Consider the following 24,081-nt stretch of genomic DNA (forward strand, 5'->3'; position numbering starts at 1 on the left):
GCACCCCGGGGTGCCCTCTTCTTTATGATGTCGGCTAGTACGCATTCGATGACAAGGAAACCTCCACTCGTCGTCGCAAGGCCTGTTCCTCATCCGGGGTCATGCCCGGCAGCGGCCCCCGGGGGTTGCTGGCAAGCCATACCACCAGATCGTCAACCGTCTCCTCCAGGGGGCGAAAGTTCAGCCCATGGACGATGGCGGCCTCGGCGCTGATGGTGCCATACCCAGCATACTCGGGCAGCTCGTTTGGCAGCAGCGTGGGATAGCTTTGCCAGGGCGCCACCCCTGCCGCCATCAGGTCACGCCAGGGAGCCCACTCGAGCTGCAAGGGGGTCGCTGGCGTCAGCCGGGCAGCGAGGCGCTCCACCCAGTCGTTCAGTGCGATGCCGGGCTTGATCAGGTTGAAACACCCAGCGAGTCGCTGCTCGGCAGCCCGCAGCACGAACTCGGCGCAGTCGCGTACATCCAGATATTGCAGCCTGTCCTCCCCCTGCCCCGGCAAGAGCCAGTGCCCGCCCCGCTGCACCCGCCTCACCCACCAGGCAAGACGAGCGGTCGGGTCAAAGGGGCCGCAGAGCACGCCGGGGCGCAGGGTGCACAGGCGATCTCCCCAGCGGGCACGATACACCGACTCGCACAGCACCTTGAGGGGGCCGTAGTCGGTGGGCGCTCCTGCTATCTCGTGCAAGGGGGCCGACTCATCCATGCCGGGTTGGGAAAAATCGCGATAGACACTGATGGTGGAGATGAAGATGAGCCGATCACAGCGCCCCAGCAGAGCGTCAGAGAGTCCTTCGGCCTGTTCGGGGCGATAGCAGCAGGTGTCGATGACCAGATCCCAGTGCCGCCCCTCGCCCCGCAAGGGGGCCAGGTCCCCGTCTCTGTCCCCGTGAAGCTGGGTCAGCTCCCGCCAATCCGGGTGCTGGCGGTGGCCGCGATTGAACAGCGTCACCTCGTGCCCCCAATCCAGGGCCAGCGTGGTCAGGTGGCGACCCAGAAAGCCGGTGCCGCCGATAATCAACAATTTCATCCCTGTCTCTCCTCTATGGCGCCCTCTCCTTGCAGCCCCTCCACGGGCAGCCGAAACGGCCATGGCCTGGCATGGTGAGCACACGTCCCAGGCACGCCCTGATGCCGCCAGGCATATCGTCATGGTGCGGGCAGCAGGCTCCTTGCCCGCTCCCCCGCCACCCCTTTTGCCGCCCCACCCTACGCAAGTTGGCACCAGGACACAGCCCCCGGGCACCGGGTCTGGGATCGGGATCACAGGGGCCGCGTCCTGGTGCTCCCCCTGCGTTTTCGGCGTGCCTGTGCTACATTGCCCGGGTTTTCAGCCAGGATCCGCCATGAAGTTCGATATCGATACCCTAGGGATCATCCGCTCTCCCTACAAGGAGAAGTTCGCCATACCCCGCCAGCCCGGCCTGGTCAGCGCGGCTCGCGCTCGCCTCGAACTGCTTCCTCCCTATGATCAGCCCGATGCGCTGCGCGGCATCGAGCAATTCTCCCATCTCTGGATCAGCTTCGTGTTTCACCAGACCATGGATCAGGGCTGGCACCCGACGGTGCGCCCGCCGCGCCTCGGCGGCAACGAGCGGGTCGGGGTCTTTGCCACCCGCTCCACCTTCCGCCCCAACCCCCTCGGCCTCTCCGTGGTCGAACTGCACGGGGTGGGACGTGAGCGCGGCAAGCTCTGGCTCGAGCTGGGCGCCGTGGACTTGCTCGACGGCACCCCCGTTGTCGACATCAAGCCCTATGTCCCCTATGCCGACAGCCTGCCCCACGCCCGTGGCGGTTTCGCCCCCGATGCCCCCCCCCCGCCGCTGGCGGTGAGCTTCAGCGCACAGGCCGAGCAACAGCTCGCCCCCTGGCTCAAGGCCCACCCGGAGCTGCGTGAACTGGTGAGGGAGGTGCTGGCTCAGGATCCCCGCCCTGCTTACAAGAAGGGCAAGCCGGATGACAAGGTGTACGGTGTCAGATTGTTCGATGTGAACGTGCGATTTCAGATAAAAGAACCGCAATGTCAGGTACTGGCCATCGAACCCGCTTGAAAAAAGCCTCTCGGGCAGCATGAAAAAAGCCACCCTCTCGGGTGGCTTTTTTATGGGCAAAACAGGGTGCTCAGCGCCGCTGCAGCAGCAGGCTGCCGATGGAGTAACCGGCCCCAAAGGAGCAGAGCACCCCGCGAGCCCCGCTCGGCAGATCCTGGTTGAAGAGGTGGAAGGCGATGATGGAACCCGCCGAGCTGGTGTTGCCGTAGCGGTCGAGGATGACAGGTGCCTCCTGCTGGCTGGCGTCATGGCCCAGCAACTTGCGACCGATGAACTGGTTCATGGTGAGGTTGGCCTGATGAAGCCAGAGCCGGCTCAAGCCATCGGCCGCCCATCCCTGCTCCGCCAGCTGGGAGGCTATCTGATCGCACACCAGGGGCAGCACCTCCTTGAACACCTTGCGCCCCTGCTGGCGAAACAGCTTGTCATCGCCGTAGCGGGTGCGCGGGCTGAGCCGGTTCAGGAAGCCGAAGTTGTTGCGGATGTTGTTGGAGTACTGGGTCACCAGCTTGCTGGCCACCAGTTGCCAGGGGTTGGCCACCTGGCAATCGGCCTCCCGTTCCAGCAGCACGGCGGTACAGGCGTCACCGAAGATGAAGTGACTGTCCCGATCGCGGAAGTTGAGGTGACCCGAGCAGATCTCCGGATTGACCACCAGCGCCAGCCGGGCGGTGCCTGCCGCCAGCATGTCCGCGGCGGTCTTGATCCCGAAGGTGGCGGAAGAGCAGGCCACGTTCATGTCGAATGCCAGGCCGCTGGCGCCGAGATAGTGCTGCAATTCGATGGCCAGCGCCGGGTAGGGGCGCGGCATGTTGGAGGCAGCGACGATGACAAGATCGATCTCCCCCGGTTCACGACCGGCGGCAATCAGCGCCTGCTCGGCGGCCGCCACCGCCATCTCCACCATGATGGAGGGCTGATCGTCCGGGCGCTCCGCCATGAGCGGTTGCATGATGTCGGGATCCAGCACCCCCTCGCTGCTCACCAGATAGCGGCTCTTGATGCCGGAGGCCTTCTCGATGAACTCGCAGCTCGAGTGCTGTTTGGCAGGCAGCTGCCCTGCATCGATGGCGGAGGCGTTCTCCTCGTTGTAGAGATCCACGTACTGGTTGAAGGCCGCCACCAGCGCTTCATTGCTGACGGCAAAGGGAGGGGTATAGAGGCCTGAGCCACTGATTACGATAGAGGTCATCTTTGCTCCTGGCCGGGTGCAATCCCGGCTTGTCTGTTTTTTAGGGTTCAGAGGATCACAGCTGGTCGATGGCCGCAGCCAGACCCGCCAGGGTCAGCGGGTGCATCCGCCCGCCGATCAATTCGTTCATCAACTTGATGGAGGGGTGCCACAGCCACTCCTGCCTTGGCAGCGGATTGACCCACACCATCTTGGGGAAATGTTGTTGCAGGCGCCCGAGCCACACCTGGCCGGGCTCCTCGTTCCAGTACTCTACGCTGCCACCTGGCCAGGTGATTTCATAGGGGCCCATCTTCGCATCCCCCACCACCATCACCCTGTAGTCGCTGCCGTAGGTGCGCAGCAGCCGCAAGGTATCGAACCGATCATCATGGCGCCTGGCATTGTCCTGCCAGACGAAGTCGTAGAGGCAGTTGTGAAAATAGAAGAACACCAGGTGCTTGAACTCGTGGCGCAGGGCCGAGAAGAGGCGCTGCACCTCGGCCACGTGGGCATCCATGGAGCCCCCCACGTCGAAGAAGACCAGCAGTTTGACCCCGTTGTGGCGCTCGGGCCGCAGTTTCACATCGAGCCAGCCTTGCCTGGCCGAGCTTTGGATGGTGTCGTCGAGATCCAGCTCGTCGGGATTGCCCCGGCGCACCCAGCGCCTGAGCTTGCGCAGGGCGAGCTGGATGGCGCGCTGCCCCAGGGGCGAGTCGTCACTGAAGTTGCGAAAGTGGCGCGCCTCCCACACCTTGGTCGCCCGCCCGTGCTGGCCCTCTCCCCCCATGCGGATCCCTTCCGGGTGATAGCCGCCGTGACCGAACGGGCTGCTGCCCCCGGTGCCAACCCACTTGTTGCCGCCGGCGTGGCGCGCTTTCTGCTCGCTTAGCCGCTGGTTGAGGGTCGCCAGCAGCTGGTCAAGCCCGCCGAGGGATTGGAGCAACGCCTTCTCCTCCGGGCTTAACAGTCGCTCGAACTCCTGGCGCAGCCAGTCGTCAGGCAGGCTCTCCGGCAACAGGGGGATGGCGGCCAATCCCTCGTAATACTCGGCGAAGGCGCGATCGAAGCGATCGTAGTGCGCCTCATCCTTCACCAGCAGGCAGCGGGATAGCTGGTAGAACTCGTCCATGTCGAGGCTGGCCAGTCTGGCTGCCAGCGCCCCGTGCAGGTCGAGCAACTCCCGCAGGCTGCAAGGAAGCTTGTGGCGGCGCAGGTGAAGGAAGAAGTCGATGAGCATTCAGCCGCCGCGGCGCGCCAGGAAGGCGAGCTTCTCGAAGAGGTGCAAGTCCTGCTCCGTCTTGAGCAGGGCACCGTAGAGAGCGGGCACCAGCTTGCCGGGCTCACGGGTGCGCAGGGCCTCGGGGGCGATGTCGTCGGCCAACAACAGCCGGATCCAGTCCAGCAGCTCGGAGGTGGACGGCTTCTTGCGCAGCCCCTCTACCGCACGCAGCTCAAAGAAGAGCGTCATCGCCTCGTCGAGCAGCCGCTCCTTGAGGTTTGGGTAGTGGAGCTTGACGATGGCCTGCATCTCGGCCTTGTCGGGAAAGCGGATGTAGTGGAAGAAACAGCGGCGCAGGAAGGCGTCCGGCAGCTCTTTTTCGTTGTTGGAGGTGATGATGACCACGGGGCGCTGGCGCGCCTTCACGCGCTCGCCGGTCTCGTAGACATCGAACTCCATCCGATCCAGTTCCAGCAGCAGATCGTTGGGAAACTCGATGTCCGCCTTGTCGATTTCATCGATGAGCAGCACTGGCCGCTGCTCTGCGCTGAAGGCCTGCCACAGCTTGCCCCGGCGGATGTAGTGGCCTATCTCCCCGACCCTGGGGTCACCGAGCTGGGAGTCTCGCAGCCGGGCGACGGCATCGTATTCGTAGAGCCCCTGCTGGGCCTTGGTGGTGGACTTGATGTGCCAGCTGATGAGCTCGGCGCCCAGGGATTCGGCCACCGCCTCCGCCAGCACTGTCTTGCCCGTACCGGGCTCACCCTTGATGAGCAGCGGCTTCTCCAGCACGATGGCGGCATCGACGGCCATCTTCAGTGCCTGTGATGCGAGATAGCGATCGCTTCCTGCAAATCCCATGAGATCCCTTCCATTGGATGCCCAGGCAGCGGAAGCCCCCTCGGCAAGAGAGAATAAGTTCTATATGTTGTAATAACATATTGTTATAACGATTCGTCACTTCTCATTCAGAAACCACAGGGTAATCTTGTTTCATCGCCTTAACAAACACAGGGATAGCACCATGAGCAAAATTTTTGAGGACAACAGCCAGACCATAGGCAACACCCCGCTTGTTCGTCTCAACCGTGTTACCAAGGGCCGCGTGCTGGCCAAGATCGAGAGCCGCAACCCGAGCTTCAGCGTCAAGTGCCGGATCGGTGCCAACCTCATCTGGGATGCCGAGAAACGCGGCGTACTGACCAAGGGCAAGGAGATCATCGAGCCCACCAGCGGCAACACGGGCATTGCCCTGGCATTCGTGGCTGCGGCCCGCGGCTATCCCATCACCCTGACCATGCCGGCCACCATGAGCCTGGAGCGCCGCAAACTGCTCAAGGCCCTGGGTGCCAACCTGGTGCTGACCGAAGGCCCCCTCGGCATGAAGGGCGCCATTGCCAAGGCCAACGAGATCCTCGAGTCCGAGCCGGGCAAGTACGTGCTGCTGCAACAGTTTGAAAACCCGGCCAACCCGGAAATCCACGAGCAGACCACTGGCCCCGAGATCTGGGACGCCACCGATGGCGAGGTGGATGTGTTCGTGGCGGGCGTCGGCACCGGCGGCACCATCACCGGGGTCTCCCGCTACATCAAGAAGACCAAAGGCAAGGCCATCGTCTCCGTGGCGGTCGAGCCCAGCGAATCTCCCGTCATCAGCCAGAAACTGGCGGGTGAAGAGATAAAGCCCGGTCCCCACAAGATCCAGGGCATCGGCGCCGGCTTCATCCCGGGCAACCTGGATTTGAGCCTGCTGGACCGCGTCGAGCAGGTGAGCAGTGACGAAGCCATCGAGATGGCCCGCCGCCTGATGGAAGAGGAAGGGATCCTGGCCGGTATCAGCTCCGGCGCTGCCGTGGTCGCAGCCAACCGTCTGGCCGAGCAGCCGGAGTTCGAAGGGAAAACGATTGTCGTCATCCTGCCGAGCGCCGCCGAGCGTTACCTCTCCAGCGCCCTCTTCGCCGGTGTGTTCAGCGAGCAGGAATTGCAGCAGTAGTTGATCAGCCAACACCAAAACGACGGCGCTCCGAGGAGCGCCGTTTTCATTATGCGCTAAACTCTCTAGCCACCAGTGCCACTCGGCCCCTTATTTTTTGGGGTAAAATAACAAACTTGGATATGACAAAAAAAGCAGACATTCTGTGATAAATCTCATATCCTGTGCGGCGTCACGAGGTGTTTGCTGGCAAGGTATCACAAGGTAACAAAGTGTTATTTTTCGTTATAAAATAATTTCAGGCCAGGCCTGACGCGGCTTGCAGCCTGATAGCGAAAAAATACCTGGCCACGACGCCGAATACTGCACAGAAAATTGACCTGGATTAAACCATTGCAGGTCTGATTTCGTTACTTTACAACATATCCATACTGACACGGTGAGACAGGAAGCCTCATTGGCGACCATCTCTCCAAACAATATCAATAATATGGGGTGAAACCATGTACGAGAAGTCTGTTGTTATTACTGCTGAAAACGGCCTGCACACCCGTCCTGCAGCTCAGTTCGTGAAAGAAGCCAAAGAATTCCAAAGCGAGATCACTGTGGTCTCCGGTGGCAAATCCGCCAGCGCCAAGAGCCTGTTCAAGCTCCAGACCCTGGGTCTGACCAAAGGCACCAACGTGACCATCCAGGCTGACGGCCCGGACGCTCAGAAAGCCGTTGAGAAGCTGGTTGCCCTGATGGACGAGCTGGAGTAATCCAGCTTTACTCCTCCCCCACAGTCGTTTTAATAGGAAGGATTATGATATCTGGCATTCTTGCGTCCCCCGGTATCGCATTCGGCAAGGCGCTTCTTCTGAAAGAAGATGAAATCGTTATCAATCAGGGCAAGATTCCCGCCGAACAGATTGATGCCGAGATCAACCGCTTCCTCGAAGCCCGCACCAAGTCAGCCGCACAGCTGGAAGCCATCAAAGAGATGGCCGGTCGCACCTTCGGTGAAGAAAAAGAGGCCATCTTCGAAGGCCACATCATGCTGCTCGAAGATGAAGAGCTGGAAGGGGATATCAGATCCTTCATCAAAGAACACAAAGCCTCTGCCGACAGAGCCGTTCACGAGGTGATCGAACAGTACGCCAAGATGATGGCCGATCTGGATGACCCCTATCTGCGTGAGCGCGCCACCGACTTCCGTGACATCGGCACCCGTCTGGTCAAGAACGTACTGGGCATCGCCGTTGTCAACCTGAGCACCATCGACGAAGAGGTCATCCTGGTCGCCAAAGACCTGACCCCGTCTGAAACCGCTCAGATCAACCTGAAATACGTGCTGGGCTTCGTCACCGACATCGGTGGCCGTACCTCCCACACCTCCATCATGGCACGCTCCCTGGAGCTGCCGGCCGTCGTGGGCACCAACGACATCACCGAGCGCGTCAAGAACGGTGACATGCTGGTGCTGGATGCGATCAACAACCAGGTCATCATCAACCCGACCGCCGACCAGTTGAACGAAGCCAAGAAGTTCCAGGCCCAGTTCCAGGCAGAGAAGGACGAGCTGGCCAAGCTCAAAGACCTGCCTGCCATTACTCTGGATGGCCACCAGGTCGAAGTGTGCGCCAACATCGGGACCGTCAAGGATACCGAGGGTGCCATCCGCAACGGCGCCGAAGGCGTGGGTCTGTACCGTACCGAGTTCCTGTTCATGGACCGTGACGCGCTGCCGACCGAAGACGAGCAGTTCAAGGCTTACAAGGAAGTGGCCGAAGCCATGCCGGATCAACCGATCATTGTCCGTACCATGGACATCGGCGGCGACAAAGAACTGCCCTACATGAATTTCCCGAAAGAGATGAACCCCTTCCTGGGCTGGCGTGCCGTGCGTATCTTCTTCGATCGCACCGACATCATGCACGCCCAGCTGCGGGCCATCCTGCGTGCGTCTGCCTTCGGCAAACTGCGCATCATGTTCCCGATGATCATCTCCGTCGAAGAGTTCCGCAGCCTGAAGGCTACCGTGGAGACGCTGAAAGCCGAACTGCGTGCCGAAGGCAAAGCCTTTGATGAATCCATCGAAGTGGGTATCATGATTGAGACCCCGGCCGCGGCCGTGATGGCTCATCATCTGGCCAAGGAAGTGGATTTCTTCAGTATCGGTACCAACGACCTGACCCAGTACACCCTGGCTGTCGACCGTGGTAACGAGATGATTTCCGCCATGTACAACCCGCTGTCACCCTCCGTCCTGACCCTGATCAAGATGGTGATCGACGCTTCCCATGACAATGGCAAGTGGACCGGTATGTGCGGTGAACTGGCTGGTGACGAACGCGCCACCCTGCTGCTGCTGGGTATGGGTCTGGATGAGTTCTCCATGAGCGCCATCTCTGTACCGCGTATCAAGAAGCTTATCCGCAACACCAACTTCGAAGATGTGAAGGCCATGGCCGACCAGGCGCTGAGCTTTGCCACCGCCGCCGAAATCGAAGCGTGCGTAGATAACTTTATTAAGCAGAAGGCAGTCTGCTAAGATCGGCTGCAAACAGCGACAATCATCTCTAGGAGCTTTTACTATGGGTCTGTTCGACAAACTGAAGAAACTGGTTTCCGACGACAGTTCTGACACTGGCGGCATCGAAATCTTTGCTCCGCTGTCCGGCGAAATCGTCCCCATCGAAGATGTGCCTGACGTCGTCTTCGCCGAGAAGATCGTCGGCGACGGCATCGCCATCAAGCCAGCCGGCAACAAGATGGTTGCTCCGTGCGACGGCACCATCGGCAAAATCTTCGAGACCAACCACGCGTTCTCTCTGGAGTCCGACTCTGGTATCGAGCTGTTCGTTCACTTCGGTATCGACACCGTCGAGCTGAAGGGTGAAGGTTTCACCCGTATCGCTCAGGAAGGTCAACAGGTCAAGCGCGGTGACACCATCATCGAGTTCGATCTGGCCGTTCTGGAAGCTAAAGCCAAGTCTACCCTGACACCTGTGGTCATCTCCAACATGGACGAGATCAAAGAGCTGGTGAAAATGACTGGCGCCGTGACCGTGGGCGAAACCCCGGTGATCCGCATCAAGAAATAATGCGCCCTGGCCTGACGCCAGTGACCGCCAAAAACCGAAGCCTGGTGCTTCGGTTTTTTTTTGCCCCTTCCATCTCCCGATATTCCATGGGCTCCCGCACAGGTCAGCATGACGGCAAACAGGCAGAAATGTTATCGAGATCAACACGGGCATAAGCAAGCCGAGTACCCTCAAGAGGGATACCTGCGGGTCCTTTGGCTCGATATGAGACGGGATGAAAAGAGATAAGCCGCTTAAGTGGCGAGGAGACAACGATGCTGAGAAATTCCGAACAACGTTATGGCAGCCTGAGCATAGGGCTGCACTGGTTGACCTTGCTGCTGATGATCGCCGTCTACGGCCTGATGGAGTTCAGGGACATCTTCCCCAAAGGGTCGGCCGGACGCGACCTGATGAAGGAGTTTCACTTCATGGTGGGTCTGCTGATCCTGGCGCTGGTGGTCGTGCGCCTGCTGGTGCGCGTGGGTAGCCCTTCACCGCGTATCGTGCCCGAGCTCTCCCCCCTGATGCTCACGCTGGCCAAGCTCGCCCATCTGGCGCTCTATGGCTTCCTGATCCTCACCCCGCTGCTGGGCTGGCTGCTGTTGAGCGCAGGGGGCAAGCCCATTCCCTTCTTCGGCCTGGCACTCCCCGCCCTCATCGCCCCCGATGACGGCCTGAAGGGTACCATCAAGGAGTTGCACGAGACGCTGGCCAACATTGGCTATGCTCTGATTGCCCTGCACGCAGCGGCAGCCATCTACCACCACCATGTGCTCAAGGACAACACCCTGACCAATATGCTGCCCGAGCGCAAATAACCAGCAACGGGTTGCACACCAACAAAAAGGCCCCTGTGACAGGGGCCTTTTTGCTCATGGAGGGTCATGGGCGACACGTCGTCAGCCGGGCAACACCACCCGGCTTTCACCGCCACCGAGGGCCTCCACCCGCACCTGCACGCCGATCCGCTCCACCAGGGTCTGCACGTGGGAGATGACCCCGATCTGGCGGCCGGCCGCCTGCAGGGAATCGAGGCTGGCGAGCGCCAGATCCAGACTGTCGGGATCGAGGGTGCCGAAGCCCTCGTCGATAAAGAGCGATTCGACCTGGGTCTGGCGCGACGACAGGCTGGAGAGGGCCAGCGCCAGCGCCAGCGACACCAGGAAGCTCTCGCCGCCGGAGAGGGAGTCCACCGAGCGCACCTCGTCCCCCATGTCGAGATCCACCACCTGCAGCGCCAGATCGGTGCCGGGCACCCGCTCCAGCCGATAGCGGGGGGAGAGCTCGGCGAGCTGGGCGTTGGCCTCCAGCAGCAGCCGCTCCAGCGTGAGGCTCTGGGCGAAGGTGCGCAGCTTGGCGCCGCTGGCCGAGCCGATAAGATCGGAGAGCCGCTGCCAATGATCCGCCACCGCCTGCTGGGCAGCCAGCTCCTCCTGCAAGGTGCCCGCCTTGAGGGCCGCCGCCTCGGCCTGGGCCAGCGTGCTCTTGCACTGGAACAGCTGCTCGTCGAGGGCGCGGCAGTGCGCCTCCAGCGCCGTCAACCGGCTGGCGAGCTCCTCTGGCGCCAGCGCGGCCAGCTCGGGGTGATGCTCGCGGTAACGATCCCGCTTGCTCTCCTCCAGTGCCAGCGCCCGCTGCCGCTCGGTCAAACGGGTACGCGCCTCGGCGCGGGCATCCTCCAGCGCCTGCAAGGCGGCGCGGCGCCCCTTGAGCTCATCCGGGCTCATGGCCAGCAGGCGGCGCAGATCATATTCGGCGATGCCGAGGCTGCTGGCGTGGGCAGCCCAGCGCCCCAGCACCTCCCGTCGCCGCCGGCTGCTCACCTGCTTCTCCTGCTCCAGATGGCTGAGACGGGTCTTGAGCTCGGTCTGGCGCTCGCGCAGGGTGCGGGCCGCCCCCTGCATCGTCTCCAGCTCGCTGGCCAGTTGTTGCAGCCGCTGCAGCCAGCGGCTCTCGACCAGGGCAATCTCCTCGCCCCCCAGGCAGGTGGCACGGCTGGTGACCAGCCCCTGCCGTTGCTGTTCATGCTCCTTGTAGTCGCGCTCGAGCTTGTGCAGCAGCTCACGCTGGGTCTGCAGACGCGCCTCCTGAGCGCTCAGGGCCGGGGTGAGGCTGGCGATCTCGCCGGTCAGCCGCTCCCACTCGCTCTGACCGTGCAGCCAGGCCTCGCAGGCCCGCTGCCACTCGCGCCACTGCTGGCTGCCCAGCCACTGACGCCAGGGCTGGCCTCCCATCTGCTCGTCGAGCCGGCTGCCCCCCTGCTCAAGGCGCTGGCGCAGGGTCGTTTCCTGCTCGCCCATCGCATTCACCTCCCCTTCCAGAGCGATGCGCTGGCGATCGGCCTCCTGCCACTGCTGCTCGAACTGCTGGTGCTGGCTGGCCAGCTGGCTCAGCTGCTGGCGCACGGCCTGCAACTGCTGCAGCCCCTGCTGGGCCTCGCGCAGTTGCTGCTGGCTGCGGGCCAGTCCCTGCTCCAGACTCTGGCCGCGGCCGAGCAGGGTACTCATCAACTCGTTCCACTCGATCGGGCTCTGACGCAGCGGCAGCGGATGGCCCAGCAGCTCGGCACCGCCGAGCTGCTGCCAGCGCTGGGTCAGCTGCTCGGCGCGCGTCTCCAGCTCAGGTAGATGCTGCTGACGCACTGCCAGCTGGCGGGCCAGCTCCTGGCGTTCGCTCTCGCACTGAATGTATTGGTGATTGAGCCGCTCCCACTCGAGCTCCAGGCTGCGGACGCGCTCCGCCAGCTGGCCGAGAATACCGGCCACCTGCGGCTGGCTCTGGTGATAGGGGTGCTCCTCGGCGCCGCAGAGCGGGCAAGGTTCACCGTCGCGCAGGATGTGGCGATGCTGCTCGAAACTGGCGATGGCACGTGACTGCTCCAGCGCGTGGCGTGCCTCGTCCCGTTGCAGGGCGAGCCGCTCGCGGGCCGGCGTCAGCTCGTCACCGAGGATGGCCAGCTTGCCGAGCGCCTGCTCCAGCTGGGCGATCTCCTGCTGCAGGCGACCATGCTGCTCACCGTGATTGCGGCCATAGTCCGCCAGCTCCAGCAGCTGGCGCAGCTGGCCCAGTTGTTCGGTCTGCCCTTGCCACTGCTCCTGCGCCTTGGCCAGGCGCCCCTCCCATTGCTGCTCCTGCAATTCGTGCTGCTGTTGCTGCAGCCGCGCCTGCTCGCGCTGCCAGTAGTCGCGCTCCTGCTGGCCCTGCTCCAGCTGGTGCTGCAACTGCCTGAGGGCGCGCAGCTTGTGCTCGCGCAGGGTGAGCAGTTGCTGCAGCCTGTCGGCATCCTCGGCCCAATCCTGCATGGCAGTGAGCAGGGGCTGCCACTGGCGGGCCACCGGCGCCAGCTCCTTGTGCTCCTCAAGCCAGGCGCCCCACTGCAGGTGCTGGGCCTTGAGCTGCTCCACCTGCTGGCGCTGCTGGCGCCAGCCCTGTTCCAGAGTGAGCAGCACCTCCCGCTCCTGCGACCCCTCCTGCTGGATCTTCTGCAGTTGCTGCTGCTTTTCCCGAATGCGGGTGTCGAGCTCCTGCGCCCGTTTGAGTTCGGGTTGCAGGGCTCCCCACTCGCGCTCGGCGGCGATCTTCTCCGCCAGCAGTTGCTGTTCGGTGAGGGCACTCTGCTGGGTCTGCTCCTCCAGCTTGCCCAGCTCCGGCCCCAGCTCGGCGATCACCTTCTCCTGCTGCTGCACCTCAAGAGTGAGGCGGGCCAGCTCGTCGTGATCGGCGCGGGCCACCTGGGCCTGCTCGGCGCGGGCGAACTCCTCCCGCTCGGGGGCGGCCGCAGCGTGGGCCACCTCCGCCGCGGCAAGGGCCGCCTCTCCCTCCTGACAGGCCTGCAACTGGGCGGCGATGCGGCCGTTGAGATCGCGCAAGTCCTGCATCAGCTGCTGTTGCTGCTGCTCGTGTTTGAGGCTGGTGGCAAGGCTTATCTGCTGGCTCACCCACTGCTCGCGGGTCGCCTCGTCCATCAACGCCACGTCACCGAGCCGCTGGCTGATGGCAGCCAGTTTCTGCTGCTCCTCCCGCGCCCGCTCATGGGTCTGGACCGAAATGGCGGAGTAGAGCTCGGTGCCGGTCATCCGTTCGAGCAGGGCCGAACGCTCGTCGGCGCTCGATTTGAGGAAGGCGGCAAACTCCCCCTGCGGCAGGATGACGGCGCGGCGAAACTGCTCCCAGGAGAGTCCTACCAGCTCGTCGATGCGATCCTGCAGCTCCCGCTTGCTGCCACTGAACACCTGGCCCGACGCCACGTCGGTCAGGCTGCGTTCCTGGGCCTGAAAGCGCCCCTCGGCACGGTTGCGGGCCCGGCGCACCGCCCAGCGGGCCAGCCAGATGCGGCCGTCGCAGCCGCGAAACTGCACCTCGGCAAAACCGCTGGCGTGACCGCGGCTGAGGATGCCGCGCACGTCGTTGGCCTTGAGCTTCTCCTCGTCATCCATGCGGCCCACTTCGGCGACGTTCTTGCGATTGGCGATAAAGCGCGGCATCTCGTCGTAGAGTGCCAGACAGATGGCATCGAGCAGGGTACTCTTGCCCGCGCCGGTATTGCCGGTGATGGCAAACAGGCCGGCGGCCCCCAGGGCGCCACCGGCAAAATCGATGGTGAATTGACCGGTCAGGCTGGCCAGATTCTCCCCTGACAGCGACAAGATTTTCATTGGCTGGACTCCTTCACCTGCTCCAGGATCTCTTCAAACGACGCCACCAGCTCGGCCTCCGGCTCCCCGTCGAACTGACGCTGATAGCAGAGGCGAAACACCTCGGTGGGGGAAAGTTCATCGAGCCGGCGCTGGCCGGCACCATCCGCCAGCCCCTGGCCCGAGCCTTGATAACTGGTCGTGATGCGGGCAAGGCGCACCGGCTTGTCGCCGATGGCGGCCAGTACGCGCTCGCGGATGCGGGCCTCGGGTTTGGGCAGCAGCAGCCGCACCTCGAGGAAGGGCTGCGCCTGCTGCGGACAAGCGGGCAGCGCCAGCGCCTCGATGGCCTTGAGCGCCTCGTCGAGGCCGCTCTGGGGCAGGCGGATCATCTCCACCGCCCGGGGCACCGGGATCCGCTCAAGGCGGGCCAGCTTGCCCCCCTCAAACGTCACCTCCAGCACCTGATGGTTGTAATTCGCCTCGGCCAGCGAGAGCGGCAGCGGCGAGCCGCTGTAGTGCACCCCCTCGGCCGGGCTCTGGGCCAGGTGCAGGTGACCCAGCGCCGTGTAGTCGGCGGCGGCAAACAGTTCGGCAGGCAGGGCATGCTGGTTGCCGCCGAGCACTCGCCGCTCGGAGAGCTCAGAGAGCTGGCCCGCCGCCAGATAGGCGTGGCCCATGGCGATGAGGGCCTGATCCGGATTGCAGCGCGCCCGCCCCTCGCTCAGCACCGCTTCATAGACCTGGCGCACCCCTTCGATGAGTCTGTCCTGCCCCTCCCTGAGCCCGTCGGGGCGCAGATCGCTGCTGCGCAGAAACGGCACGGCGGCGCACCAGGCGGCCACTTCGCCATCCTTGCCTCGCAGCGGCACCAGCAGGCGCTCGGTCTCGAGGCGCCCCTCGTCGTCCCGACTGATGCTGCCCACCAGATGCAGGTCGAAGGCCCGCAGCAGCTCGTGGGGGGCATCCAGCTTGGAGGGAGAGTCGTGGTTGCCGCCGATCAGCACCATCTCCAGTGCCGGGTGCTCGGCCCGCAGCCGTGCCAGAAAGCGGTAGAGCTGCTGCCAGGCGCTGGCGGGAGGGTTGGCGGTATCGAACAGATCGCCCGCCACCAGCAGGGCGTCGATGTCGCGGGTCTTGATGGTGTCGGCCAGCCAGTCGAGGAAGGCGTCGTGTTCGAAGCGGCGGTCGTGGCCGTGAAGCTGATGACCGAGGTGCCAGTCGGCGGTGTGCAGGATCTTCATGGAAAACGGCTCGATAAGGAGAAGAGAGCGGGGGCGAGGGCGCCCCGGGATGGAGACAAGATGAGGATGGTGCCCCCCGTTTTCAACCGGGGCAGCCCCAGACGTCAGATTCAGACGGCTTGGTAATGCATCTGGTACTGAAGATGGCCGGTGAGGGGATCGGGCACCTCCCCCCCGATTTCAAAGCCGTGGCGGCGGTAGAAACGCACCGCCGGCTCGTTCTCCACGAAGACCCGGGTATGCAGCTCGGCACATCTGGATCTGGCTTCCTGCAACAGGGCGTGCCCCACCCCCCGCCCCTGCCTATCGGGGCGCACGAAGAGTGCAGCCAGGTAATCATCCACCAGCGCCATGAAGCCGAGCAGGTCCCCTCGCTCCTCGAACACCCAGATGCGGGCGTGATCGAGGTAGCGGGTACGCAGCTCCTCCTGAGCCTGCCACCAGCAGGAGGCATCGACGAAATCGTGGGCCTGCAGGGAGGCCAGGAGCCAGATTTCGACGATCTCTTCCATGTCTTCCGGCCGACTCTGTCTCAACATGGTCGCCTCCTTGTCAGCAATGTGAACACTCGCAGTCTAGGGGAGTTGGGCCCGCTCCCGGGGGATCAAGGTGGGGCCCTGTGAGGTCGATCGCCCTTTATTTAGCGAGAATGATTGGCTGATCACAAAGCGCCTCTCTAGTACAATGCCCGCCGGACAATCTAGAGACCGAGGACGCCATGTGGTTTAAAAACCTGCAGATTTACCGCTTTACCCGCCCCTTCGACCTGACCGTTGAGCAGCTGGAAACCCAGCTGGAAGCCTGCGCCTTCACCCCATGCGGCAGCCAGGACATCTCCCGGTTCGGGTGGGTCAAGCCCCTTGGCAAATTCGGCTCCACCCTGACCCACGCCGCCTCTGGCCACATCCTGCTGTGCGCTCGCAAGGAAGAGAAGATGCTGCCCGGCACCGTGGTCAAGGAGATGCTGGCGGAGAAGGTAGAGGCCATTGAATTCGAGCAGGGTCGCGCCCTCAAGAAGAAAGAGAAGGAGGCGCTGAAAGAGGAGATCATGCACACCCTGCTGCCCCGCGCCTTCAGCCGCACCAGCCAGACCTTCGCCTGGATAAACCCTGCCGACAACCTGATGGTGGTGGATGCAGGCTCCGCCAAGAAAGCGGACGATCTGCTGGCGCTCTTGCGCAAATCCATCGGCTCCCTGCCGGTGGTGCCGGTGGCCCTCAAGAACCCGCCCGAGATCACCATGACCGAGTGGCTCAACGAGGGCAACCTGCCCGCCGCCTTCACCCTGGAGGATGAAGCCGAGCTGCGCAGCGCCATGGAGCACGGCGGCATCATCCGCTGCAAGCAGCAGGATCTGATGAGCGAGGAGATCAAGAACCACCTGGCCAACGACAAGCTGGTGACCAAGCTGGCCCTCAACTGGGGCGAAACCCTGAGCTTCGTGCTGGGGGACGATCTCTCCATCAAGCGCCTCAAGTTCAGCGAAGAGCTGCGCGAGCAGAACGACGACGTCACCAGCGAGGATCCCGCCGCCCGCCTGGACGCCGACTTCGCCCTGGTCACCGCCGAGCTCTCCCAGTTCATCCCGGCCCTGTTTGCCGCCTTGGGCGGTGAAGAGCAGTCCATCTAAGCAAATTGGCTCAGCCTGATTGCAAAAAACCGCCTTCACGGCGGTTTTTTCATCTCCATCGGCACCGTCGCCGCGGGCTGGTCCCCTCCGGGGTAGCGCGCCGCGCCCCATTGATTGCGGTAGCATGGCGCACTGCCCCGGCAGCATGACACCTCGCTAGAGTGCCCCCCTTTCCTGCAACAGTCGATGAAATCGCTGCGCCAGGGTGCGGTAACCCTCGGCATTGAAATGCACCGCATCGGACTTCAGGGCCGGGTCTCGCAGCAACTCACCGATGCTGTCGTTGTCCAGCACCAGCCCGTACTGCTCTGCCAGCTCCTCGTAGAGGGGAGCGCCATCGGCAAACAGGGATTTTCGGGGCACCCCGACAAGCAGGATCTGGGCCCCGCTCCCCTGCACCGCCTCTATCATGGCAGCGAGATTGGCCTTGAGGGCCGCCTCCCCGCTGCCACGCAGGATGTCGTTGCCCCCCTCCAGCAGGATGACCAGAGCGGGTCTGTGCCGGGCCAGCAACCCGGGCAGGCGGGCCCTGCCGGCCTGGCTCAGCTCTCCGGACACCCCGCCATTGACCACGGGATGGCCGCTCAGGGTCGCCAGCACGCTGGGGTAGCTTTGGGACGGGCTCACCCCGCGCCCCTCGGTCAGACTGTCCCCGAAGGCGAGCAGGGTCTCCCCCTGGGCCAGCGGTCTGAAGGTCGGCTCCCCGCAGGCCGCCAGCAACAGGCAGAGCAGCCCCGCCATGCAAGGTTTCGCCAGCGTCCCCCGGTGTGTCATGAGCGCCTCCTTGATAGTTTTGTAACCATATGAGTATTAAGACAAACTTTTAATCAAGCTCCAAGTGTGACACATTTCGGCAGGTGAACAAGAAACCGACAAGGAGCCTGTCATGTCCCTCAAACCCCTCGGCCTGCTGGTCGCCCTCGGCCTGCTTGGCGGCTGCGCCTCCCAGGATGGCTTTCACTATGTCCCTCCTCCCCAGACCCTGATCGCCCCGGAGGCGGCCAGCGGCTGGATTGACAAACCGGGCTGGCAGGGCCGTGACTTCATGGTGGCGGCGGCCAACCCGCTGGCAGTGGATGCGGGCTACCAGATCATCAAGGCGGGGGGCAGCGCCGTCGATGCAGCCATCGCCGTCCAGCTGGTGCTGACTCTGGTGGAGCCCCAATCCTCGGGTATCGGCGGCGGCTCCCTCATGCTGGTGTGGGACGGCAAGCAGGTGGCGGCGGTGGATGGCCGGGAGACAGCCCCCGCCGCTGCCACCGATCAGCTCTTCATGAAGGCGGGCAAACCCATGGCCTTCTATGAGGGGGTGGTGGGCGGGCGCTCCGTCGGCGCCCCCGGCACGGTGCGTGCCCTGGCCCTGGCGCACGAGCGCTATGGCAAGCTGCCCTGGGCCACGCTGTTCGAACCCGCCATCACCCTCGCGGAGCAAGGGTTCGTGATAAGCCCCCGCCTCGCCACCCTGCTGGCAAAAGATCCCTATCTGGCCGGGGATCCGGACGCCCGTGCCTACTTCTATCAGGCGGACGGCACTCCCAAGACGGCAGGTACCCGGCTCACCAACCCGGCCCTGGCAAGGGTGCTGCGTACCCTGGCAAGCGACGGCCCCGGCGCCTTCTATCGCGGCCCGCTGGCCGAGGCCATGGTGGCCAAGGTGCACGCCCACCCGACCAACCCCGGGGTGCTGAGCGCCGCCGATCTCGCCAGCTACCGGGCCAAGCTGCGGGACGGGCTCTGCTTTGACTATCGCCAGAGCGAGATCTGCGGCTTCCCGACCCCCTCCTCCGGCACCATCGCCCTCGGCCAGATTTTCGGCATGCTGGAGAGCCGGGACATGGCCGCCCTCAAACCGGTACAGGGGGAGCAGGGTCAACTGGCCGCCTCCAGCGAGGCCATTCACCTCTACAGCGAGGCTGCACGCCTCGCCTTCGCCGATCGCAACCAGTATGTGGCCGACGGCGACGTCGTCGACGTGCCGGTGACAGGTCTGCTGGACAAGGGCTATCTGGCGCAGCGGGGGCACCTTATCGGCAACCGCTCCATGGGCGTCGCCCAGCCCGGCAACCCGCCACGGGCGCTGGCCAGGGGCCGGGACGCCACCCCGGAGCTGCCCTCCACCAGCCACATCTCCATCGTGGACAAGAGCGGCATGGCGGTGGCCATGACCAGCTCCATCGAGGATGGCTTCGGCTCGCGGCTGATGGTCAACGGCTACCTGCTGAACAACCAGCTCACCGACTTCTCCTTCACCTCGGTGGACGCCGCCGGCCTGCCGGTGGCCAACCGGGTGGAGCCCGGCAAGCGCCCCCGCTCCTCCATGTCGCCCCTGCTGGTGTTTGACAAGGCAAGCGGCGAGCTCGAGATGAGCCTGGGCTCCCCGGGAGGCTCGGCCATCATCAACTACGTGGGCAAGGCGCTGCTCGGCACCCAGGATTGGGGGCTCGACCTGCAGCAAGCCATCAACCTGCCCAATTTCGGCAGTCGCAACGGCCCCACCGAGCTGGAGCAGGGGCGCACGCCCGACGCCGTGGTTCAGGGGCTCAAGGCCAGAGGGCACGAGGTCCTGCTTAACGAGCAGACCTCCGGGCTGCAGGGCGTCCAGCGCCATGCCGGCGGCTGGCTGGGGGCCGCAGACCCCAGACGTGAGGGGGTCGCCAGGGGAGAGTGATGCCTCTTCAGCACCCTCGTTCACCATGGAGGAGGCCCGCCTCCTCCATGCCGTGTGCTCATAGGTGTTCTCCCTTGCCTCCCAATATCATCACCGATTGATTATTCCTGCCAATTTTTCTTTAACTGCACACTCTTTTCACCCAATCGCAATGCATTAAAGATGCTTTTCATCAAAATCAACGAAAAAACTGGAACAGTGTTGCTCATGGCATATAAATGCATTACTTTTCAATAGAAACGGCATCTGTTGCCCTCAAGATTTCCCCTTGATACGGCCAACTTCTGTCTCTTTCGCCCCCTGCTCATTGACAGCTGCCCTCTTCGCCTTCGGGTGATCTGGTAGCCCCTGACTGCCATTAGCGAGGTGACGACATGGACCACTCACTCCCCCTTATCACCACCCTGGTAGGCGGCCTCGTGCTGGCCTACCTCTTCGGCATGCTGGCAAGCCGCCTGCGCATCTCCCCCATGGTGGGCTACCTCGCGGCCGGCGTGGTATGCGGCCCCTTTACGCCGGGCTATGTCGCCGATCTGCGGCTCGCCCCCGAGCTGGCCGAAATCGGCGTCATCCTGCTGATGTTTGGTGTCGGCCTGCACTTTTCCGTGAAAGACCTGCTGTCGGTGAAACACATCGCCATCCCGGGAGCCATCGTCCAGATAACTCTTGCGACCCTGCTCGGCCTTGGCCTCTCCCAACTGCTCGACTGGACCGTGACCGCCGGCCTGGTGTTTGGCCTGGCCCTCTCCACCGCCAGTACCGTGGTGCTGCTGCGCGCCCTGGAGAGCCGCGGCCAGCTCGACACCAACGAGGGACGCATCGCCATCGGCTGGCTCATCGTGGAGGATCTGGTGATGGTGCTGGCCCTGGTACTGCTCCCCATCCTCGCCAACCTGCAGCAAGGGGGCGAGGCACTGACCCCGGCACAGGTGATGGCGGATATCGGCCTGACCCTGGCCAAGGTGGCTGCCTTCATCGCCCTGATGGTCATCGGCGGGCGACGCCTCATCCCCTGGCTGCTGGCCCGCACCGCCGCCACCGGCTCCCGCGAGCTGTTCACCCTGGCCGTCCTCTCCTGTTCCCTGGGCATCGCTTTTGGCGCCGTCAAGCTGTTTGGCGTCTCCTTTGCCCTCGGCGCCTTCTTCGCCGGCGTCGTGATGAACAGCTCCCATCTGAGCCACAAGGCGGCCAACGACACCCTGCCCCTGCAGGACGCCTTTGCCGTGCTCTTCTTCGTCTCCGTGGGCATGCTGTTCGACCCCGTCATCCTGCTGCGCGAGCCCCTGGCCGTGATGGCCACCCTGTTCGTCATCGTGATCGGCAAATCGGTGGCCGCCTTCGCCATCGTGCGGCTCTTTGGCCACAGCCAGCGCACGGCGCTGACCATCTCCGCCAGCCTGGCCCAGGTGGGGGAGTTCTCCTTCATCCTGATGGGTCTCGGGGTCATGCTCGAACTGGTCCCCGGGGTCGCCCGGGATCTGGTGCTGGTCGGCGCCTGTTTCTCCATCGTGCTCAATCCGCTGGTCTTCAACCAGGTGGAGCGTTGGCTGAGGCGCCATCCCGAGCCACGCACCGATGAGTCACCTCACCTCTGCCCCTTGCAGGGCCATGTGGTGGTAGTGGGCGCCGACGAGATAGGTCAGCACCTCATCTGGCAGTTGCATGAACAAGGCAGGGAGATGGTGGTGATCGACACCGATGAGCGACTGCTGGCCCCTTGGCGCGCCATGGGGATCACCTGTCTGGCGGGCCATCCCATCCAGCAGGATCTGCTGACGGCGGCACTGCCCAACGCCAGTTGGCTGCTGATCACCCTGGATGACAGCCTGCTGGCCGGTGAGATAGCCATCAGGGCGCAGGAATACGGCGCCCTGATGCGCATCGCCGCCTGTGCCCACCAGCACGAGGAGGTGCATCATCTGCGCGTGCGCGGCGTGCATCAGGTGGTCAAGAGCGAGGAGGAGGCTGCGCGGCGACTCTGTCACCTGGCCATGGAGATGGCCTGAAGCTCATCGGAAGTCACGAGTCCCCACGACGGGGCTAGACAAGAAGCCCGGGCCTGCTGCCCGGGCTTTTTGCATGACGGGGCGATACTGCCGTCCCCTCACAGCAGATCGTGCTTGTCCAGCAGGCGATAGAGGGTGGCCCGGGAGATGTCGAGCGTGCGGGCCACCTCCTCGAGCTGATCGGGGAAGCGGGCCAGCGTCCGTTGCAAGGCCTGACGCTCCGCCGCTTCGCGCACCGCCTTGAGCGAGCCGTCGAGCAGCAGGCTGTCCATGTTGGTCAGCTCCATGTCATCGGCTTCGATGAAGGGGCCGCTGCACATGACCGCCGCCCGCTGCACCCGGTTGCGCAGCTCCCTCACATTCCCCGGCCAGCCATAGGACTGCATGGCCTGGCGCGCCTTGCGGGTGAAACTGAGCACCCGCCCGCCCCGCACTTCCGCCAGAATGTCATCGGCAAGGAGCTGGATGTCTTCCGCCCGCTCGCACAAGGCCGGGGTACGCAGGCGCACCACGTTGAGCCGGTAGTAGAGATCCATGCGAAAGCCGCCGCTGGCCACCGCCTGCTCCACATCGATATTGGTGGCCGCGATGATCCGCACATCCACACGACGCGACAGGTGGCTGCCCACCGCCTCTATGCACTGCTCCTGCAAGAAGCGCAGCAGGGTTGCCTGATCCTCCAGCGGCAGCTCCCCTATCTCGTCGAGAAACAGGGTGCCGCCATCGGCGGCCTCTATCTTGCCTATCTTGTGGTGCTGTGCCCCGGTGAAGGCCCCCTTGACGTGGCCGAACAGCTCGGACTGGATGAGCTGATGGGGCATGGCCCCGCAATTGACCGCCACGAAGGGGCTCTCCTCCCCGAACGTGCTGTAGTGCAGCTCCCGGGCCACCAGCTCCTTACCCGTGCCGCTCGGTCCCGTCACCAATACGGGCAGGCGGCAATGCTGCAACCGCACGATCTGGTCGCGCAACTGGCGGATGGGGGCGCTCTCCCCCTGGATGAAACGCAGCTGGGGTTGCAGTCTGGGGCGGTGTCGCCGGATGAGGCGCGCCATCCCCAGGGCATGTCCCAGGCTGTGGGAGAGCCTGTCTCTGTCCAAGGGAAAGGTGTGAAAATCATGAAAACAGGCTGCCAGCAAATTGCGAAGGGCTTCGCTGGCGAGACAGTCCCGCTGGATGAGGCCGATCCACAAGGCGCCGGAGTGCTGCGCTATCAGGTTGTAGAGGGCTTCGTGCTGCTGATGCTCGATCACCACCAGCACCAGGGGATAGTCCTTTTCCTGCAGTTTTTTCTCTGCCACCACCAGGGAGCTTGCCTGCTCCACCTGCCACTCACCTTGTTCCAGCAGGCTTTCCAGTACGGCACATGAATTGATGAGCAACAATGCCGTTTCTGTCATAGGGACAACTCCTTGTTATCACCACTGCACGAGGGAGTCTGACGCTGACGACTTATCCAGATAACTCCCTTTATCATCAAATGGCGCCGTTTAATATGGCCAGACGATGATAACTATAAACCATCCCGCCTTTAGACTGATGGCACCACAATATTGAGACGGCAAAAATATCGGTGAGAAAAAATAAACCCTTTGATAAATAAGCGCTTACTTGGCGACATAATATGTCGCTCTCAACATTGAGACATAAAAACAATCATATCAAATAAAAAACAGTTAAAAATCAAAGTATTGCCAATTGGCATGGTCGTTGCTCTCTCCAATAAGCCCTCCTGGCAGATGGAGACAGAACATGAAGACATATATTGCATTGGCAACATTTCCTTTTCTGGCATTTGCCACCCCCTCATTGGCACAAAACCGGGTCGATCTCGGTGCTCAGGCATTGAGCAATATTCGTGGTTCCATGGGCGTCAATATGGTTGCCGGTAATAACAACCAGCAAGGCAATCTTGCCGCCATCGCCATTTCGGGTCCGGCCGTCATTCAATTTGGCCAGCTGAATCAATCCACCACCAATCTGAACGGCAGCCAGAGCGTCGCCATCCTGGGCTCGGCCCTGAGCCAGAACCGGGGACTGGTCGGCATCAATCAGGGGGCGGGTGAGGGCAACCAGCAACTGAACGCCTTCGCCCTGTCCCTCGATGACAGCGGCCTGGGTGTCGTGACCGACATCAATCTCAGCTCCAGTGTCGCGAAGACCCCAGGGGGAAAGCCCCCCGCCAACACCACTACCAGCATCTATCTGGATGACACCGCCCTCACGGGCAGCAAGGGGGTCATTCAGGTGAACCAGGTCACGGGACAGGGAAACCAGTCAGTCAACATGGTTTCCCTGCCCCTGGCTGGCGCAGTAACGGCATCCCCATGATGCCGCAGGGATAGGAAGCCAGGCCCGGGGGTATCAGCCGATGGGCATATCTTCCGCTGAAAGTTCAATGGAGAGACTCATTATGCGTGGACTTATTTATAGCTCATTAGCCGCCGCGGTCAT

19 protein-coding genes are annotated in these 24,081 nt (G+C 63.2%); 10 read left to right on the forward strand and 9 right to left on the reverse strand.

Annotated elements, in window-relative coordinates; genetic code table 11:
- Positions 1-34: 34 nt before the first annotated feature.
- On the reverse strand, positions 35-1,030 hold the full coding sequence (locus ACVDHI_RS01985; protein WP_111736036.1) for an NAD-dependent epimerase/dehydratase family protein: 996 nt from the start codon (positions 1,028-1,030) through the stop codon (positions 35-37).
- Positions 1,031-1,346: 316 nt separating this feature from the next.
- Here ACVDHI_RS01985 and tsaA point away from each other — a divergent pair, with 316 nt between their 5' ends.
- Positions 1,347-2,051, forward strand: coding sequence for a tRNA (N6-threonylcarbamoyladenosine(37)-N6)-methyltransferase TrmO (gene tsaA / locus ACVDHI_RS01990; RefSeq protein ID WP_447211626.1), 705 nt, complete (start codon positions 1,347-1,349; stop codon positions 2,049-2,051).
- 70 nt (positions 2,052-2,121) lie between these two features.
- Here tsaA and ACVDHI_RS01995 read toward each other — a convergent pair whose 3' ends face one another.
- From ACVDHI_RS01995 to ACVDHI_RS02005, 3 genes are read right to left on the reverse strand one after another with little or no spacing between them, the layout of a single operon-like run.
- Entirely contained in the window at positions 2,122-3,243 is a 1,122-nt protein-coding gene (locus ACVDHI_RS01995) for a beta-ketoacyl-ACP synthase III (RefSeq protein ID WP_039039348.1), read from the reverse strand.
- Between the two features lie 55 nt (positions 3,244-3,298).
- A complete protein-coding gene (locus tag ACVDHI_RS02000) occupies positions 3,299-4,462 on the reverse strand; it encodes a vWA domain-containing protein (protein WP_323891611.1) in 1,164 nt (387 codons plus the stop codon).
- Positions 4,463-5,305 (reverse strand): AAA family ATPase, encoded by an 843-nt coding sequence (locus tag ACVDHI_RS02005; protein ID WP_041213299.1) that lies wholly within the window; start codon positions 5,303-5,305, stop codon positions 4,463-4,465.
- Between the two features lie 163 nt (positions 5,306-5,468).
- On the opposite strand from ACVDHI_RS02005, the gene cysK reads away from it, so the two are divergent.
- The 5 genes from cysK to ACVDHI_RS02030 all read left to right on the forward strand — a co-directional run bounded on the left by cysK (position 5,469) and on the right by ACVDHI_RS02030 (position 10,263).
- Positions 5,469-6,437, forward strand: coding sequence for a cysteine synthase A (gene cysK, locus ACVDHI_RS02010; RefSeq protein WP_010673571.1), 969 nt, complete (start codon positions 5,469-5,471; stop codon positions 6,435-6,437).
- A gap of 443 nt (positions 6,438-6,880) precedes the next feature.
- Positions 6,881-7,138, forward strand: a complete 258-nt coding sequence (locus ACVDHI_RS02015; RefSeq protein WP_005303128.1) for an HPr family phosphocarrier protein — start codon at positions 6,881-6,883, stop codon at positions 7,136-7,138.
- 44 nt (positions 7,139-7,182) lie between these two features.
- Positions 7,183-8,910: a phosphoenolpyruvate-protein phosphotransferase PtsI gene (gene ptsI / locus ACVDHI_RS02020; RefSeq protein WP_041213301.1), complete on the forward strand. Its 1,728-nt coding sequence runs from the start codon at positions 7,183-7,185 to the stop codon at positions 8,908-8,910.
- Between the two features lie 43 nt (positions 8,911-8,953).
- On the forward strand, positions 8,954-9,463 hold the full coding sequence (gene crr / locus ACVDHI_RS02025) for a PTS glucose transporter subunit IIA (RefSeq protein WP_010673569.1): 510 nt from the start codon (positions 8,954-8,956) through the stop codon (positions 9,461-9,463).
- Between the two features lie 254 nt (positions 9,464-9,717).
- Positions 9,718-10,263 (forward strand): cytochrome b, encoded by a 546-nt coding sequence (locus tag ACVDHI_RS02030; RefSeq protein WP_039039343.1) that lies wholly within the window; start codon positions 9,718-9,720, stop codon positions 10,261-10,263.
- Between the two features lie 81 nt (positions 10,264-10,344).
- On the opposite strand, the gene ACVDHI_RS02035 is transcribed toward ACVDHI_RS02030, so the two are convergent.
- The 3 genes from ACVDHI_RS02035 to ACVDHI_RS02045 form a co-directional block, all read right to left on the reverse strand.
- On the reverse strand, positions 10,345-14,100 hold the full coding sequence (locus tag ACVDHI_RS02035) for an AAA family ATPase (protein WP_447211627.1): 3,756 nt from the start codon (positions 14,098-14,100) through the stop codon (positions 10,345-10,347).
- Positions 14,097-15,323, reverse strand: coding sequence for an exonuclease SbcCD subunit D C-terminal domain-containing protein (locus ACVDHI_RS02040; protein ID WP_447211628.1), 1,227 nt, complete (start codon positions 15,321-15,323; stop codon positions 14,097-14,099). The genes ACVDHI_RS02035 and ACVDHI_RS02040 overlap by 4 nt, the downstream gene beginning before the upstream one ends.
- A gap of 110 nt (positions 15,324-15,433) precedes the next feature.
- Entirely contained in the window at positions 15,434-15,862 is a 429-nt protein-coding gene (locus ACVDHI_RS02045) for a GNAT family N-acetyltransferase (protein WP_010673565.1), read from the reverse strand.
- Positions 15,863-16,041: 179 nt separating this feature from the next.
- On the opposite strand from ACVDHI_RS02045, the gene rdgC reads away from it, so the two are divergent.
- Positions 16,042-16,953, forward strand: coding sequence for a recombination-associated protein RdgC (gene rdgC, locus ACVDHI_RS02050; protein WP_010673564.1), 912 nt, complete (start codon positions 16,042-16,044; stop codon positions 16,951-16,953).
- A gap of 156 nt (positions 16,954-17,109) precedes the next feature.
- Here the strand turns inward: rdgC and ACVDHI_RS02055 are convergent, their stop codons facing one another.
- Entirely contained in the window at positions 17,110-17,727 is a 618-nt protein-coding gene (locus ACVDHI_RS02055) for an arylesterase (RefSeq protein WP_202016617.1), read from the reverse strand.
- Positions 17,728-17,839: 112 nt separating this feature from the next.
- Here ACVDHI_RS02055 and ggt point away from each other — a divergent pair, with 112 nt between their 5' ends.
- Positions 17,840-19,621 carry a gamma-glutamyltransferase gene (gene ggt / locus ACVDHI_RS02060; RefSeq protein ID WP_447211629.1) on the forward strand — a complete coding sequence of 594 codons (1,782 nt, stop codon included), beginning with the start codon at positions 17,840-17,842 and terminating at the stop codon, positions 19,619-19,621.
- A gap of 374 nt (positions 19,622-19,995) precedes the next feature.
- A complete protein-coding gene (gene ybaL / locus ACVDHI_RS02065; protein WP_447211630.1) occupies positions 19,996-21,627 on the forward strand; it encodes a YbaL family putative K(+) efflux transporter in 1,632 nt (543 codons plus the stop codon).
- Between the two features lie 98 nt (positions 21,628-21,725).
- Here ybaL and ACVDHI_RS02070 read toward each other — a convergent pair whose 3' ends face one another.
- Complete coding sequence (locus ACVDHI_RS02070) at positions 21,726-23,027, reverse strand: sigma-54 dependent transcriptional regulator (protein ID WP_042864209.1); 1,302 nt, start codon at positions 23,025-23,027, stop codon at positions 21,726-21,728.
- Between the two features lie 352 nt (positions 23,028-23,379).
- On the opposite strand from ACVDHI_RS02070, the gene ACVDHI_RS02075 reads away from it, so the two are divergent.
- Positions 23,380-23,958, forward strand: a complete 579-nt coding sequence (locus ACVDHI_RS02075) for a hypothetical protein (RefSeq protein ID WP_223302574.1) — start codon at positions 23,380-23,382, stop codon at positions 23,956-23,958.
- Positions 23,959-24,081 lie beyond the last annotated feature (123 nt).

Source organism: Aeromonas sp. 25-248 (genome assembly GCF_053005425.1).

Coding starts and splice junctions, on each gene's coding strand:
- ACVDHI_RS02075 (WP_223302574.1), top strand. CDS start 23,380: ATGAAGACATATATTGCATTGGCAACATTTCCTTTTCTGGCATTTGCC.
- ACVDHI_RS02045 (WP_010673565.1), bottom strand. CDS start 15,862: ATGTTGAGACAGAGTCGGCCGGAAGACATGGAAGAGATCGTCGAAATC.
- ACVDHI_RS01985 (WP_111736036.1), bottom strand. CDS start 1,030: ATGAAATTGTTGATTATCGGCGGCACCGGCTTTCTGGGTCGCCACCTG.
- ACVDHI_RS02000 (WP_323891611.1), bottom strand. CDS start 4,462: ATGCTCATCGACTTCTTCCTTCACCTGCGCCGCCACAAGCTTCCTTGC.
- ACVDHI_RS02070 (WP_042864209.1), bottom strand. CDS start 23,027: ATGACAGAAACGGCATTGTTGCTCATCAATTCATGTGCCGTACTGGAA.
- ACVDHI_RS02015 (WP_005303128.1), top strand. CDS start 6,881: ATGTACGAGAAGTCTGTTGTTATTACTGCTGAAAACGGCCTGCACACC.
- crr (WP_010673569.1), top strand. CDS start 8,954: ATGGGTCTGTTCGACAAACTGAAGAAACTGGTTTCCGACGACAGTTCT.
- rdgC (WP_010673564.1), top strand. CDS start 16,042: ATGTGGTTTAAAAACCTGCAGATTTACCGCTTTACCCGCCCCTTCGAC.
- ptsI (WP_041213301.1), top strand. CDS start 7,183: ATGATATCTGGCATTCTTGCGTCCCCCGGTATCGCATTCGGCAAGGCG.
- ggt (WP_447211629.1), top strand. CDS start 17,840: ATGTCCCTCAAACCCCTCGGCCTGCTGGTCGCCCTCGGCCTGCTTGGC.
- ACVDHI_RS02040 (WP_447211628.1), bottom strand. CDS start 15,323: ATGAAGATCCTGCACACCGCCGACTGGCACCTCGGTCATCAGCTTCAC.
- ACVDHI_RS02055 (WP_202016617.1), bottom strand. CDS start 17,727: ATGACACACCGGGGGACGCTGGCGAAACCTTGCATGGCGGGGCTGCTC.
- ACVDHI_RS01995 (WP_039039348.1), bottom strand. CDS start 3,243: ATGACCTCTATCGTAATCAGTGGCTCAGGCCTCTATACCCCTCCCTTT.
- cysK (WP_010673571.1), top strand. CDS start 5,469: ATGAGCAAAATTTTTGAGGACAACAGCCAGACCATAGGCAACACCCCG.
- tsaA (WP_447211626.1), top strand. CDS start 1,347: ATGAAGTTCGATATCGATACCCTAGGGATCATCCGCTCTCCCTACAAG.
- ybaL (WP_447211630.1), top strand. CDS start 19,996: ATGGACCACTCACTCCCCCTTATCACCACCCTGGTAGGCGGCCTCGTG.
- ACVDHI_RS02005 (WP_041213299.1), bottom strand. CDS start 5,305: ATGGGATTTGCAGGAAGCGATCGCTATCTCGCATCACAGGCACTGAAG.
- ACVDHI_RS02035 (WP_447211627.1), bottom strand. CDS start 14,100: ATGAAAATCTTGTCGCTGTCAGGGGAGAATCTGGCCAGCCTGACCGGT.
- ACVDHI_RS02030 (WP_039039343.1), top strand. CDS start 9,718: ATGCTGAGAAATTCCGAACAACGTTATGGCAGCCTGAGCATAGGGCTG.